This is a genomic window from Vibrio toranzoniae (genome assembly GCF_024347655.1).
In the GTDB taxonomy this organism is placed as follows: domain Bacteria; phylum Pseudomonadota; class Gammaproteobacteria; order Enterobacterales; family Vibrionaceae; genus Vibrio; species Vibrio toranzoniae.
This window is the reverse complement of record NZ_AP025514.1, coordinates 207,693-223,001: the sequence shown is the minus strand read 5'-3', so window position 1 is coordinate 223,001 and position 15,309 is coordinate 207,693. Positions and strand designations below refer to the sequence as shown.

Annotated in this window: 12 protein-coding genes; all 12 read right to left on the bottom strand. The window is 36.2% G+C overall.

Going from position 1 to position 15,309, the window contains the following annotated elements:
* Positions 1-53 precede the first annotated feature (53 nt).
* Positions 54-1,988, bottom strand: a complete 1,935-nt coding sequence (locus OCU50_RS01020) for a polysaccharide biosynthesis protein (protein ID WP_060467001.1) — start codon at positions 1,986-1,988, stop codon at positions 54-56.
* Between the two features lie 364 nt (positions 1,989-2,352).
* The gene (locus tag OCU50_RS01015) at positions 2,353-3,528 is read right to left on the bottom strand and encodes a DegT/DnrJ/EryC1/StrS family aminotransferase (RefSeq protein ID WP_060467000.1); all 1,176 of its coding nucleotides are present in this window, start codon (positions 3,526-3,528) and stop codon (positions 2,353-2,355) included.
* Between the two features lie 55 nt (positions 3,529-3,583).
* A complete protein-coding gene (locus tag OCU50_RS01010) occupies positions 3,584-4,564 on the bottom strand; it encodes an ATP-grasp domain-containing protein (protein WP_201023933.1) in 981 nt (326 codons plus the stop codon).
* A gap of 2 nt (positions 4,565-4,566) precedes the next feature.
* The gene (locus OCU50_RS01005; RefSeq protein ID WP_060466998.1) at positions 4,567-5,568 is read right to left on the bottom strand and encodes an NAD-dependent epimerase/dehydratase family protein; all 1,002 of its coding nucleotides are present in this window, start codon (positions 5,566-5,568) and stop codon (positions 4,567-4,569) included.
* Positions 5,569-5,581: 13 nt separating this feature from the next.
* On the bottom strand, positions 5,582-6,763 hold the full coding sequence (locus OCU50_RS01000) for a type III PLP-dependent enzyme domain-containing protein (RefSeq protein ID WP_060466997.1): 1,182 nt from the start codon (positions 6,761-6,763) through the stop codon (positions 5,582-5,584).
* A gap of 20 nt (positions 6,764-6,783) precedes the next feature.
* On the bottom strand, positions 6,784-7,416 hold the full coding sequence (locus tag OCU50_RS00995) for a sugar transferase (RefSeq protein WP_279614548.1): 633 nt from the start codon (positions 7,414-7,416) through the stop codon (positions 6,784-6,786).
* Between the two features lie 61 nt (positions 7,417-7,477).
* Positions 7,478-8,593, bottom strand: coding sequence for a glycosyltransferase family 4 protein (locus OCU50_RS00990; protein ID WP_060466995.1), 1,116 nt, complete (start codon positions 8,591-8,593; stop codon positions 7,478-7,480).
* 52 nt (positions 8,594-8,645) lie between these two features.
* The gene (locus tag OCU50_RS00985) at positions 8,646-9,767 is read right to left on the bottom strand and encodes a hypothetical protein (protein WP_060466994.1); all 1,122 of its coding nucleotides are present in this window, start codon (positions 9,765-9,767) and stop codon (positions 8,646-8,648) included.
* Between the two features lie 104 nt (positions 9,768-9,871).
* Positions 9,872-11,011, bottom strand: a complete 1,140-nt coding sequence (locus OCU50_RS00980; protein WP_060466993.1) for a glycosyltransferase — start codon at positions 11,009-11,011, stop codon at positions 9,872-9,874.
* Between the two features lie 240 nt (positions 11,012-11,251).
* Complete coding sequence (locus tag OCU50_RS00975; protein ID WP_060466992.1) at positions 11,252-12,436, bottom strand: MATE family efflux transporter; 1,185 nt, start codon at positions 12,434-12,436, stop codon at positions 11,252-11,254.
* Between the two features lie 41 nt (positions 12,437-12,477).
* Positions 12,478-13,506, bottom strand: coding sequence for an NAD-dependent epimerase/dehydratase family protein (locus tag OCU50_RS00970; protein WP_060466991.1), 1,029 nt, complete (start codon positions 13,504-13,506; stop codon positions 12,478-12,480).
* Between the two features lie 192 nt (positions 13,507-13,698).
* Positions 13,699-14,979 carry a Vi polysaccharide biosynthesis UDP-N-acetylglucosamine C-6 dehydrogenase TviB gene (gene tviB, locus OCU50_RS00965; RefSeq protein ID WP_060466990.1) on the bottom strand — a complete coding sequence of 427 codons (1,281 nt, stop codon included), beginning with the start codon at positions 14,977-14,979 and terminating at the stop codon, positions 13,699-13,701.
* Positions 14,980-15,309: the final 330 nt, after the last annotated feature.

Here is a 15,309-nt window from a genome sequence, read left to right as displayed (position 1 = left end):
ATGCCATATTTTGACCGATACATACACCTAACCGAGAGTAAGATCAGCGCGCCCTAGACTCCTACAACCTCTTTTCGTACTTGAGTGGCATTCCAAACCAAATCACCAACCCCATCAGTCGGTTTAAACCCAGCCGGCGCGTCGACGAGAAGTTGACGTATCGTTTCATGCTGTAGGTTATGACAAGCAAAATCTAATGATTCGAGTAAAGTGTCATATTCTTCTATCGGCAAGAAGACTTCCTGCGCGGTCATGATCCGAGCATGAGCCGTTGGCTCTACGTTGTCTCCAATCAACAATTCTTCATAAAGTTTCTCGCCAGGTCGAAGACCAGAAAATTGAATCTCAATATCACCATGAGGGTTCTCTTCATTCTTCACAGAAAGCCCTGAAAGGTTGATCAAGTTTTCTGCAAGATCTGTGATTTTGACCGATTCGCCCATATCAAGAACGAATACATCGCCACCTTTGCCCATTGCGCCGGCTTGGATAACTAGCTGCGCTGCTTCAGGGATGGTCATAAAGAAACGGGTAATATCACGGTGGGTAACGGTGAGAGGACCACCGGCCTTAATCTGCTTTTTAAACAAAGGAATTACCGAGCCAGAAGACCCAAGTACATTACCAAAGCGAACCATACAAAAACGTGTGCCACTCTTTTTTTGGTTTTCTTGCTCGGCCAACGCCTGCAAACCTAGTTCAGCCATACGCTTGGTTGTGCCCATCACATTGGTAGGGCGCACCGCTTTATCTGTCGAGATAAGCACAAAAGACTCAACGCCCGCTTCGATAGCCGCTTTAGCTGTGTAGTAAGTGCCATAAACATTGTTACGCACACCTTCTACTACATTATACTCGACAAGAGGGACATGTTTATAAGCAGCTGCATGATAAACCGTTTGAACACCAAAAGACTGCATGGAAGTTAACAGGCGATGTGAACGCTGAACTGAGCCCAATAACGGCACAATTTCAACATCATAACCTTTGGTTTCTTTGGCTAAACAAAGCTCACGGTCGATTTGATACAAGCCAAACTCAGAGACTTCAAATAAAACTAGTGTTTTAGGTTGTTGCTTTAGGATTTGACGACAAAGTTCAGAACCGATTGAGCCACCTGCACCAGTCACCATCACCACTTTATTCTTGATATTGGCTTCCATTAACGCTTGCTGAGGCTCAACCGCATCACGACCTAACAAATCTTCAATGGGAACATCTGTAAGCTCATCAATTTTCGCGTTACCTGACACAATATCAGCCATTTCTGGAACGGTTTGAATCTCAACAGGCAGTGGCGCTAACAAATTCAACACTTGCTTACGGCGTGCACGAGAGGCACTGGGTATCGCTAGCAATATCTTAGAAATGTCGTACTTCTCGATCAAACGTTCCGTTTTATCTAAATCGATAACCGGTAAACCCAAAATAACGGTATGAGTTAATGTTTTATCTTCATCAATAAATGCGCGTACTCGATAGCTCCCAGACGCTCTTAACGCTAAGGCCAATTGTCGGCCACCAGATCCCGCACCGTAAATTAATACTTCTTCGGGTGACTCTTTAGACGGTGAAGTCGTTGCGATCAGATTTCGAACCACTAAACGAGAGCCGCCACATAACAAAGCTAAATAAGCGCCGTAAATAATGGGCACCGTACGAGGGATCGGCTCTTGCAGGTAATAAGCAAATATCGCCAAAGATACTGCCGAAAATATTGCACCAGCCATTACTACAAACAGCGCTTGAAAAGTAAGGTAGCGAAGAACGGCGCGATAAAGCCCTATTTTAGTAAAAGCAATGACCGTCGTTATTACTGTTAAGCCTGTCAGTAATAAATTATCACCATCACTCAAAAATTGAAATTCACCTAACCTTGTCCACAACGCAATATGCAGAGCAAAGAGAATAAGTAGAGTATCGATAGAAACACTGATAACTCGCTTTTTAAAACGAGAAAGGTGCCATATGAAATGTAGACGTTGCATAGAAGTATTCTTATTTATTAGTATTTAATAAACCACAAAGACTGCATGAGTGGGATGTATTGAACATGTTTGAAGTTCACAAGGAGAACTTGCAAACGACAGCCTGAATATTTAATTCAAGTTTCAATTTTGATGGATATAAACACCCCGACAATTCGACAACTTTCACCTAGTGGGGTATTTATGACCTATCTAAGAAAGGATCTTAAACTAACTGGCATCTCATATATTGGAAACTCAAGCCAATAAGCCAATAAGCCAATAAGCCAATAAGCCAATAAGCCAATAAGCCAATAAGCCAATAAGCCAATAATGCTGAGACCAAAGATACTGAAAGAAAAGTCCTTTTTACTTATGGGGTTGATTAAGCTTGTGCTTCAATGAGAACAGCACGAATAACTTCAGCCGTTTTCTCAATCTCACCCTGTAATAAAGTTGGGTGCACTAAAAACATTAAACTGGTTTCACCTAACTCAACGGCGTTCTTTAACGGCCTTTCTGGCCTGTAACTTGTGCCATCAAATGCTTTTTCTCGATAAACCTCAGAACAACTGCCTTGATAGGCAGGTACACCGCGTTCAACAATCGCCTCAACAATGTTATCGCGAGTCCAACCTGGTTTTAGGTGCTCGGGGCGAATAAACACATAATGTTTATATTCTGCATGCTCAATGTAACCTGGAACTTCCACACTTCGAACAATTGGAAGTTCTGCAATCGCCGCTTCAATAATAGCAGCATTAGACTGACGCTGTTGGGTCCATTCAGCCATGCGTTGGATTTGGATACGACCAATCACCGCTTGCATTTCTGTCATACGCCAGTTGGTACCAAAGCGTTCATGAAGCCAACGGAAGCCCGGTGGGTGCTCGCGGTTGTAAATAGCATCAAAGCTTTTACCATGATCCTTATAAGACCACATAAACGACCACAGATCTTTGTTGTTAGTGGTTACCATGCCACCTTCGCCACCTGTCGTCATGATCTTGTCTTGGCAGAAAGACCAAGCACCAATATGACCAATCGTACCGACGCTGCGACCTTTGTATTTAGCACCATGCGCCTGAGCACAATCTTCAATAACCTTAAAGCCATGCTTTTCAGAAAGCGCCATAATTGCATCCATCTCGGCAGGCATACCCGCAAGGTGGACCACGATCACCGCTTTTGTTTTTGGTGTAAGTACCGCTTGTATCGATTCAGCGGTAATGTTTTGACTATTCAAATCTACATCAGCGAAAACAGGGATTGCTCCCGCCGTCACTATCGAGGAAGCTGACGCCAAAAAAGTCCGCGATGTAGTAATTACTTCATCACCTGGACTTACCCCTAGAGCTTTAAGTGCAATATCTAACGCTAGCGTTCCGTTACCTAGCGCCACTGCATATTCACAGCCAACCCAGGCCGCAAACTCTTTTTCGAATTCACGCCCTTCTTGGCCTGTCCAATAGTTTACTTTATTTGAAAGTACAACCTGACTTACGGCGTCCGCTTCTTCTTGAGTAAACGAAGGCCAAGTAGAGAATGGGGTATTTAACATTTTTAGTACACCAGAAGTAAATAAAGTTTAACTACAATTTTTCATAAAAATCGGATTAATTTGCCAACTCTGATTTGTTCTTAATTACAACATCGTCATACATTAACATAACAATATCATCAGCATAGTCACCTATTGATTCTACATTCTCCTTAGAGTCAACATTATTTATAATCATTTTATGGAAGTCTACTCCAGCCCCATATGCATGAGGATATGCACCACCAAAGCGAGGGTTTATCTCAGAAAGGAAGTATTGGCCATCACAATAGAAGAAGTCCATATCAATAGGACCAAAAAACTCGAAATGGGGGATAATTTCTTTGACTAAATCAAATAAAGCATCGTCTTTAAATGATATAGTTTTGCTAGCACCACCAATTTTAGTTTCTATTTTAAGTTTAGAAAAAATAGATACTGCTTTGTTAGAAATACAATCAACATACACATCAACATCAACGTCATCACCAACCATAAGCTCCTGTATAATATACCCAGATTTTGGATTAGATGTTATAATGCTTTTCAAGTTAACAATATCATCGACTTTTTCCGCACCAACACTTGCACTACCCGCACGAGGCTTGATAAATACAGGGAAGCTTATTTCATTTTTCTCTAAGCCCACTTCAAAATCGTTCAAGTTATCATAAGTTAAGACTGTATTAATGTTTTTACTCTTTAAAAACTTAAACATTTTAAATTTATCAAAACATAGCAGTGAAGTAGCTTTAGACGGACATAAAGGCAAAACTCCTTGCTTAATAAACAACTCTCGGTTATCAGCTAATATTTCAATCTCAGGATCAATCAATGTAGTAATTGCTTTTACATTATGCTTTTTGCATATATCTAGAATACAATCCAGATAATAAGGATCATCCACACGAGGAGTAATAAATTTTTTGTCTGCAGAATATAAACCTGGGGCATATTGACTACAATCAGTAGCCAACACACTAATCTCACTATTTGTTTTTTTAAAGTCTGTTAATAGCTTTGCTCTTCTACCAACACTACAAAATAATACACTCATCATTATTCCTTAATAAAATCTTCTTTCTTTCCCCATAATAACGAGAAAGGCTCTTCATTCATATCTGATTTAAAATCTAAGAGAGACTCTACATAAGAGTATTTTTGCTCATAACCTAATTCATTTATAGTTTTTGAAATATCAAATTTAGCCATTAAAGGATTTGGCTTTTCCGGTTTATATATTTTTTTAGATGGATTATTTTTAGGAGAAAAAACCTTTATAATACCATCAATTTGTTCTTCAAGTGATACCGCTTTCCCACCAACATTATACATTCCTCCAGGTCCACTATTTTCAAGACAAAGCCCGACAACCTGCGTAAAATCTTTGACATAAACCATTTCCTTTGAACGAGATGTATCCCCCCAAACTTCAATATCATCAGAAATAGTGGCTCTTTCCATTAGCATTCTATAAGGCATCATTCTCCGTTTAAAGTTTGAAAAATGATAAGGATTTGGATGATAATGATAAATGGTAAAAAATCTTAAATGATACCTTAAGAAGTCATACGTAGCTGCATAGTGATCTATAATATCAACAGCTGCATTTTTTGCTATAGTATAAATTGAATGATCACCAGTTAACGGGAATGTTTTTGGCTCATCCGCTTTTATTTCTTGTGCCGTATTGTGATATTCAGATTGATCAAACGGTGTCTGTGGGAATATTATTCTGCTTCCACCAGAGGAAACCATGTAATCTAACACATTCGTTGTTCCCGTTATAATAGTAGACAATAATGCACTTGGATCATAATTATATCTTGATGGTAGCTCTCCAGCTAAATGCACAACACCATAAATACTTTTAGGAAGTTTTTCGAAACTTTCCTTTTTAGTAATATCAACCGAATAGTAAGTCATTCCATTCAACGAGAAAAAGTCATTATCTGAGGCCCGCGCACCTACCGCATGAATGTCATAACCCAAATTCTTTAAATGAACAGCTGTATATGCGCCTAAATTCCCTGTCGCCCCAAAGATTACAATTTTTTTCATCTACATAGCCTCTTCAATTTGTTTTATAAATATCAAAAAAATCACTTGCAGACCACTTTTTGCGAAGTAATCGGTAACTAGAGCCATTATTTAAATATATATTTGGAAAAAAACGAATAAATAGAGGTGATAATGTCATGGTGTACGCACCAACAGATTTATAAACAACTCTATCATTAACCTTAAGTAAATCTTCATTTTTCACTTCGAAAATCTTATCATATTCCAAACAAGTTCCACCTGTCACAATTTGTAACGGAGTTTTATTTTTTATACTCTCACTCCTTAAGAAGTAGTGAAAATAGGAACTTTTTTTATAAAACGGATCTATATCATTTCTCGAACCATCTGTTGTGACCAAATAAAAATCTCTCACTTTTTTTACATCAATAACAGAAGTTATAAAGTCAACTGCCGAAGCCACAATAGCATTACCTGGCTCAAATATAACCGTAATTTTTTCCAAATCAAAATATGTACTTAGTCCCTCTTTAACTGCTAAGAAATACTCTTCAAATGAAGGTTTTCCTTCCATTATGCCATAAAACCCACCACCAATATCAACATAGGCTATATCTAAAGAGTATTTGGATGCAACCTTTCCTATATATAGTGATATTTCTTTATACGTTGACACCGCCCTAGAGAGAGTTGTTCGATGAACGTGAAAGCCAGTTAACTTTATATGCTTAAGTGATAAAATTTTATTTATTGCAATATCTAACTCTGAATTTTCGGCTGAAAAACCGAAGCGACTATAATCTTCATCGTCCTTAGCATCGTCAGGTGATATAAGCGCTAAATCAATATTAACTCTGATGCCTACAGGATAAGTATGATCTTTAGAGAGCTCATCTAACCACTCAATTTCACGGGTCGTTTCAATATTAACGATTGCGCCTCCTTGAATAGCTTCCAAGAAAGTAGCTTTCGATTTCAGCGGGCCATTATAAACTATATTATTTATACTAAAACCAGCAAGTCTTGCAAGTTCATATTCATCACTTGATACTACTTCCGCAAAACCACCACGTCTGTTAACTTCATCTAAAATATAAGGTAATGAGTTTGTTTTCAGTGAATAACTAAAAATGCTATTTTTGAAGTGTGTTTTTTTAGCTGATGTAAAGCTGGTTATACTTGTTTCTAGATTACTTTTATTTACTATGTAAGCTGGTGTTTCTATAGATTCCATTTCTGTTCCTAACCTTTCTATTATTCTATAAAATCATCTTTAGTTATTTTTGCTTCGACATGTGCCACGTCGCTTCTTATAATGATTTTCTTTATTGTTTTCAGTAATATAACAAAATCTAATTTTAATGAAGCATTTTCAACATACCAAACATCCATTGCTAATTTATCTTTCAATGTGACAAAATTCCTTCCATTAACCTGGGCCCAACCTGTCACTCCAGGTCTAACAGCATGTCTCTTCTGTTGTTTTTTAGTATACATAGGTAAATACTCAACGAGTAATGGCCTTGGCCCTATTAAAGACATATCTCCTTTAATTACATTTATTAATTGGGGGATCTCATCTAAAGAGGCTTTTCTCATAAACGCACCAATTGGTGTGATCCTATCCCCCATAGGAAGTAAATCCCCTTCAAAGTCTACTTTATCATTCATAGTTTTAAATTTGATGATCTTAAATTTTTTCTCATTTTTACCCGGACGTTCTTGAAAAAAGAAAGGCTTACCATTATTTACGAAATACAAATAAATAGTTAGTAATAAAAACAATGGGCTTAAGAAAACAAACCCAAATAGTGAAGCTATAAAATCAAATATTCTTTTAAAAAAATTAAAATACATTGTTAAATCACACTCTGAATTAATAAGCATAGCTAGGCTTAGAAGCCACACTATTTAAACTAAGCTCGCAATGAAGCGCAAGACTATAAAATCAATTAACAAGTTCCATTATAGACAGTAAATTTTCATTGACTTTATGTACATCAAATTTATCCTCTACCATAGTCCTACTTGCTTCTCCCATCCGTTGCCAATCACTTTGGTTTTCAATAAACCAAATCATTCGCTCAGCTAACTGTTCTACATTAGCTTTTTCAACCAACCAGCCATTTACATCATTAATAACTGTTTCACGACACCCCGGAGCATCTGTTGTTAAAATAGGACGCCCTGTAGCCATGGCTTCTAATACCGTTCTGGGTAAACCCTCATGGTATGACGGTAATACAAAAATACTGCTCCCCTCAATATAAGGGCGAACATCATTAGTACTTCCTAAATACTCAACTGATTTTTTGTTATTTAATATTGACAACTCTGTTAATGATATACCATTGGGTGATGGGTCTTCAGGGCCAACCAATTGAAATACAGCATCAGTGTATTGCTCTTTCACTTTATTTGCTGCGGCAATATATTCACGAATACCTTTATCACCCAATAAACGAGCTATAAGTAAAAACCTTGGCGCACTAGGTAAAGGTTTAACATCGAAATGAGCAACATCAACACCAGAGCCATTAACCACACAGGTTTTATGCTTTGCCACTATACCTAAACCTATAAACACCTGCTGATTATCTGGGTTTTGAAAAATAACCTTGTCAGCTTTTTTCAATGCTATTTTATACAAAAAAGTAACAAGCTTTACTAATAGGTTTTTCTTCCAACTGCCTTTTTGAAATGCAAAACCTAACCCCGTAACCAAAGCATAAAAACGACAATGAGGTAAAACACGCGCAGCTATCCCTCCCCAAATAATCGGTTTAATTGTATAGGCTAAAATCACATTAGGTTTCTTTTTTTTAAAAATAGAGCGTAGCACTTTAAAAGTTTTAAAATCGCTTATTGGACTTAAACCACTTCGGGTCACAGGGTAGTCTATGTAGTTAGCACCTAATTCAATGATTGAGTTAATCTCAGTATCTGTAGCATTTGAAGCCATCGCATAAATTTTATGCATATCATTAAGAGATAGTTTTTTTAATAGCTCTCCCCTAAAATTCCGAAGAGAGCTTGGTTTTACACCTATGATAACTATATTCATCTAAAAACCTCATGTAACACAGAGTAGAAAGGACTGAAGGAGAGCACCTAAACTAATAAAATATAAATCTTTTTTTCTCTGAAAAAAAAGCCAAAAATATTAAAACCTTTAAAAAAATCAGTATAGGATAAAAAAACCTAATTTGAATATCAAGAATTATACAAAGATAAAATAACCCACCCAAAATAAAAATAACAAACGATGGGCTAGGTGTTATTGAGTTCATTTCAAGTTTATGTTTGAGGAAAAAAGACACCATAGCCGTAGATAGTAATAATATATAAAGAGGAAGATAGACATTTGAGTTTAGTATCAAATGAATATATTCACCTATAAACTCTAAATTTAGTATAATGAACAAACTCTTCAAACTTGCAAAGCCAGATGCAGATAACGATTGCCTAAAGCAAAGAAATAAAAGGGCTAGTAAGACCCACATGAGTAATTTATTCCCTTTTAAGTTATACAGTAATAAAATAAGACTCAAGACAAAAACAAGAAGAAATAATTGAGCTCGAAAAAAAAGTAGTAACAATGAAAACAAAATAAAGTAAGTCAAATTTTTCTTTGATAAATAAAAGTAGGCGAGCAAACTAAAAGCACTAGCAATTAACAGCGCATTAGCTATTGGTTCTCTTAAAAATCTAAAAAACCAGTAATAATCTACAGGGAATAAGAATATAAGCAGAAAGAATAAGCCAAAATAAGCCCTATTACATCTCGTTAAAGAGCATAATTTATAATATACATTGAGTGAGTAGAACGTTATGCTCGTTACTGTTAATAGCATTATGAAATAATAAAAATACGGATTTTCAATGCCAAAGTAATTTAAATTTGCAATAATACTTGGTAAACCAAACTTTGCTGTAACTTGATAATTATGGAAATTACCATTGAATTCATCAACAGAAAGTATGTCGCCCGAAAAGTGTTGTACCTCAGCTATATAACGTGCAGAATCGTTAATAAATAGGCCTGGAAAATACTCCCATTCACTACCAGTTAAATCAAACCCTATCGCAAGGTAACCTATTATAAAAGTAGAAACAAAGACTAATAAAGATGAATACAACAGTTTATTTTCGAAAGTTACTTTCCCAGCTTTCACATAACGATAAAAATTTAATGTGATTATTATTTTAAAACATATCAATATATAGAATGTATACATAGAAAACCTTCGGAAATAACCGATTATATTTCAGTTACCATAATAAGTACATTCATTTTACACGTTTCTAAAAAACAAAGAAAAGCATAAATTTAAACTCCCATCTAAACTAACTCATCTAGCCAAACACTTACATACTTCTCTTTCATTAATTGAACGGTGTAATTTTCTATAATTCGAACTCTAGATGCTAAACAACGCTTTTCCCATAACTTTGAGTTTAATGTCATCTCATCGATAGCCTCTTCAATGAGTTTTGAAAAGTTAATTGGATCCATAGCATTAGTTACCCATCCAGTTTTACCAACAATTACAGCGGCATCACCAACATTAGTTGTAACACATGGAGTTCCACAAGCCATAGCTTCGTTTAACACATTAGGAAAAGCTTCACTAGAACTTGACAACAAATGAATATCTATACCATTCATTATACGCGGAATATCATTTCTGCTCCCAATTAATAGCACCTCATCCTCAACATTACTGCATCTAATCCAGTTCTCTAAACTTTTATTTCCAGGAAGCATTCCTGCTCCGGCTAGGATACATTTAAAGCTGTAACCTTTTCTCTTCAAAAAACCTAAAGCTTTAATTAAGTTTTCATGATCTTTAAAAGGGTGAAAGCGACTAACCATACCCAGCAATATTGTACCCTCAGAGATATGGAACTCTTTTTTAACACTTGCAGAGTAATTATTATTCCTATCAAACAGCTTGATATCATATCCATTATAGATTATTTTTATTTTCCTCTTTGAATACCCTATCTTCCTATGAACACGAGCTGCAGAGTCAGCACAAAAAATTATATTTTTAGGAATAAAATAACTTAAGTAACTGCAAATTTTTGCAATAAAAATAGTAGACTTTTTAGAATTAGCTGGAGTAAGGTCGGAATGATGAACACCCCAATTAATATTTTTTATACCTAATATACGAGCAGTAACTCCACCAATCAAGTCAGCATGGTACATCCAAGTCTGAACAACATCAGGAGCAATTCTTTTTATATCTTTATATAATTTAATTATACCTTTCAACGTAACCTTACCTTTCGGCATATTTAAAACTTCTACTGTCACATAATTATCCTTAAGATATTGACCATATTTCCCACTATCCATTAAAGAAATAACAATGTGCTCATTTTTTTTATCTGCCAAACATAAACGTACCAATGTTGCCTCAGCACCACCATCTCCTAATCCAGTGATGACATGCAATATCTTATTTTTTTTCATAAAAATTTATAACCAAAATTTTGTATATCGTTTTTATAAACGCTAGGAACTACTTACATAAGATTCCAACGCAGCCAAAAGTTTAACAATAGATAGAAAAATATAAATTACTGTTATTATAATTAATATAAAGCTCTTGCAAGTCCCTATTATAAGTAGGCAATAACAAAGATGCATCAGAGTTACATCTAGTAGCCTGTAGACTCACTTCACCTTAATCAGATATTAAACAAACTAAAGTTATTCACTAATTTTTGTTGTAATTTTTTGTTTTAGAAAAGAAGATAAATACCCGATAAGGATAAATAACTCAACCAGCAAAGTTGCAATTAAGGCCCCTGATATACCCCATAACTTAATTGCAAAAATAGATACTAATAACCCGATAACTCCAGCACCTATACAAACAAAATTTTTAAACCTGATATTTTCTTTTAAGTTCATATAAATACTTAGTGAAGAAGAGAAAAACTTAAATAATATTACAGGGAAAAGTAAAATCATCATTTCAATCAGATCTGGATATTTATTAAGATCAAACACCTCAGGAGAAACAAAAAAAACTAAAAAACAATAGCTCAATAAAATAAATGGTGTAATGTAAAATTGATATTTTATTATTTTTTTTAAGTACAAAATAGCATTAACGTTTGAAATAGCTGCTAATTGATAAAACTTTGATTGAGTTAGTGAGTTAAAGTAAGCATTAAACACCAAAGCATAAGCGCTTATAGGGAGTAACGCTAATGAATATAAAGCCAGCTCATAATCCAGTGAGTAATAACCAAATACAAACACACTTGCTTGAAAATAAAATAAAAAAGATACCCCATTAATTAAAAAAGGAATACCTTCTTTATCATAGAAATTCATTTTAAAATTTAAAAATTGGTAGTTTACTTTACAAGTGAAAAGAAAGTGATAAGCGAAGTATAAAAAATACATCGAAATCATAATATATATTGATATTTCTTGATAATTTAGTGTACTGGACAAACAAACTGCAGCTATTATTAATTTATATACATTATTAGACTTTTGCGTTAATGCAAGCTGGATCGTTTTTGATCTAAACTTTAATATTGATGAAGTGTATGCAACAACAATTGAGATTATAGTTAACGAAGTTACAAGTATTACATATGATAGTTCTGATTTGTATATCAATGTGTAACTACTAATAATAATTATAGATAAAATTATAGATGAAATTATAGATGCTATAGGCACAAGATAATTAGACTGTGAAATTCGTCGCAGCATCATTTCTGAGCGACCAAGTAGTGATACTACAGCAATTAGTGATGAAACTGTCAATGCTAAAGTAAGCTGACTATAATCTTCAACAGTCAAAGTATTTGACAAGTAAATTGTTGCAATATAACTAGCTAAATTAATGGTAATTAGAACACAAAGGTATTGCATATCACTCTCTTACTAACTTCACGTTCATAAAGTATAAAACTTTAAGCATTATTTTCGCTCTTAACATACCAGTTCATCGCCTTAGAAATCCCCTCTAAAATTCGATATTCTGGCTGATAATCTAAATCATTTACCGCTTTAGTTACATCAGCTTGCGAATGACGAACATCACCGGCTCTAAAGTCACGATATATTGGATCTTGGGTCGCATTTATATCGCACTCTTTAAGTGCAGATTGTATCGCTTTATATAAATCATTTAGTGTTGTGCGATCACCTACCGCAACGTTATATACGTTGTCTTTAGCGTCATCTTCTGCGGTAGCAGCAAGAATATTCATTTGCACTGTATTTTCGATAAAGCAAAAATCTCGGCTTGTCTCGCCGTCACCGTTGATATAAATATCTTCTCCATTGATCATTGCTGCTGTCCATTTTGGAATTACCGCTGCGTAAGCACCGTTTGGATCTTGCCTTGGACCAAATACGTTGAAGTAACGAAGTCCAATCGCCTTAAAATTGTAAGTACGTGCATATACACCCGCATAAAGCTCATTTACGTATTTAGTTACTGCGTAAGGCGAAAGTGGGTTGCCAATATTTTCTTCCACTTTTGGCAATGCAGGATGGTCACCATATGTAGAGCTGCTCGCTGCATAAGTAAAGCTGCTTACCCCTTCTTCTTTTGCAGCGTCTAGCATGTTTAGAAAACCGGTGATGTTTGCTGCATTCGTGGTAAGTGGATCAGCGATAGAGCGAGGTACAGAACCTAGTGCTGCTTGGTGCAGTACGTAATCAACGCCTTTTACGGCTTGTTGGCATGTTTGAGGCTCTCGGATGTCGCCTTTAATAAAGTTAAAACGCTCCCACTGAGCGTCGCTTACTAAGCCTTTAACTTCATCTAAGTTATGCTGATGCCCCGTTGCGAAGTTATCTAACCCCACCACGGTTTGATCAAGCTTTAGTAATTTTTCAAGTAGGTTTGAGCCAATAAAGCCCGCAACACCCGTTACTAACCATGTTTTTGGTGACTCAGCTAGCTCTTGTTGGATTTGTTCGTATTTGGTCATTGTGTTTTCCGTGGAGAGGCAAATATTATTTTTCGACAGGATAAACTGTGTTTATAAACTCTGAGCCACATTCGTTTCTCGAAACTCAGTATGAATAAGTTCAGCTTACAGTGTTGAGGTTCTCGTTCCTACCTCATAATAAAACTCAGGAGCTAAAACGTTTCTCTCCTGAGTTTTAGTTCTGTCTATAAATTAAAGACGCATATCCACACTTTCTTTGTCTAGAACGTACTTCAAGTCATACAGAACATGCTCTGATTTACCAAACGAGCGGATTTTTTCTACGCCCATCTCTTTGAATTCGTTGTGAGATACAGCCATGATGATTGCATCGTAATGATTTTGTTGTTCTTTCTCACACAAAGTTAGGCCGTATTCGTGTTGCGCTTCTTCGCTTGAACACCATGGGTCCATAATGTCTACATTAATGTTGTACTCTTTCAATTCAGAGACAATGTCAACCACTTTAGTATTGCGTAGGTCGGGACAGTTCTCTTTAAAAGTTAGCCCCATCAACAGTACGTTTGCACCCTCTACGTGAATGCGTTTTGTCAGCATTTTTTTAACTAATTGAGAAACAACATACTGCCCCATACCATCATTTAGTCGGCGCCCCGCTAAGATCATCTCTGGATGGTAACCCACTGTTTGCGCTTTGTGCGTTAGGTAATAAGGATCCACACCAATACAGTGGCCACCGACCAAGCCCGGGCGGAATGGAAGGAAGTTCCATTTTGTGCCCGCAGCTTCAAGTACTTCTAACGTATCAATACCAAGCTTATTAAAAATGATTGAAAGTTCGTTAATCAAGGCAATGTTTACATCACGTTGCGTGTTTTCAATCACTTTTGCCGCTTCTGCCACTTTGATAGAAGATGCTTTGTGTGTGCCAGCGGTGATAATGCGCTTGTAAAGTTGATCTACGTATTCAGCCACTTCTGGTGTCGAACCACTGGTTACTTTTAAGATATTAGTCACGCGGTGTTCTTTATCACCTGGATTAATACGTTCAGGTGAGTAACCAGCAAAAAAGTCTTGGTTAAACTTAAGGCCAGAAACACGCTCAACAACTGGAATGCAATCTTCTTCTGTCGCGCCAGGGTAAACAGTTGATTCATAAACAATAATATCGCCTTCTGATACCACTGTGCCTAACGCTTCTGACGCTTTAACCAATGGTGTTAGATCGGGTTGTTTATGCTCATCAATGGGGGTTGGAACGGTAACAATATAGACATTGCACTCTTTTAAGTCTTGAAGAGAGGTGGTGTAAGAAAGGTGAGAGGCTTCCGCAAGTTCATTGTCACTACACTCTAGCGTACTATCACGACCAAGTGCCAGTTCATCAATACGTACTTGGTTAATATCAAAGCCAATTGTTGACGACTTTTTACCAAACTCTACGGCCAAAGGTAAACCAACGTAACCTAAGCCAATTATTGCAATTTTTGCATTTTCTACTGACAAATCCATAAGTAATAAAACCTGATTGTTAATAATTATTTTTATTGAGGTCCCACCTTTTCACTGGTTTCGATTGAACTTAGTGATGGGTAGACACCAAAAAATGCCTCAGTACACTTTTAGTTACTCAGACATATTTAATTTAGTTTAAGAAGAGATAGTTAGTGTTCTAGACTCGGCTAGTCATTAAGATTCAGGCACGCTACCGCCCTTAGGTTTGGCTCCTAAAGGCAAGGTATTTACGGGGTGAATGCATCCCCCAGCTATCCGTGGCTGTTTTGCGCAGGGGATTCTAGCAAAGTAAGTGCATATTAACCAGTTTGATTTATAAGCGAAGTG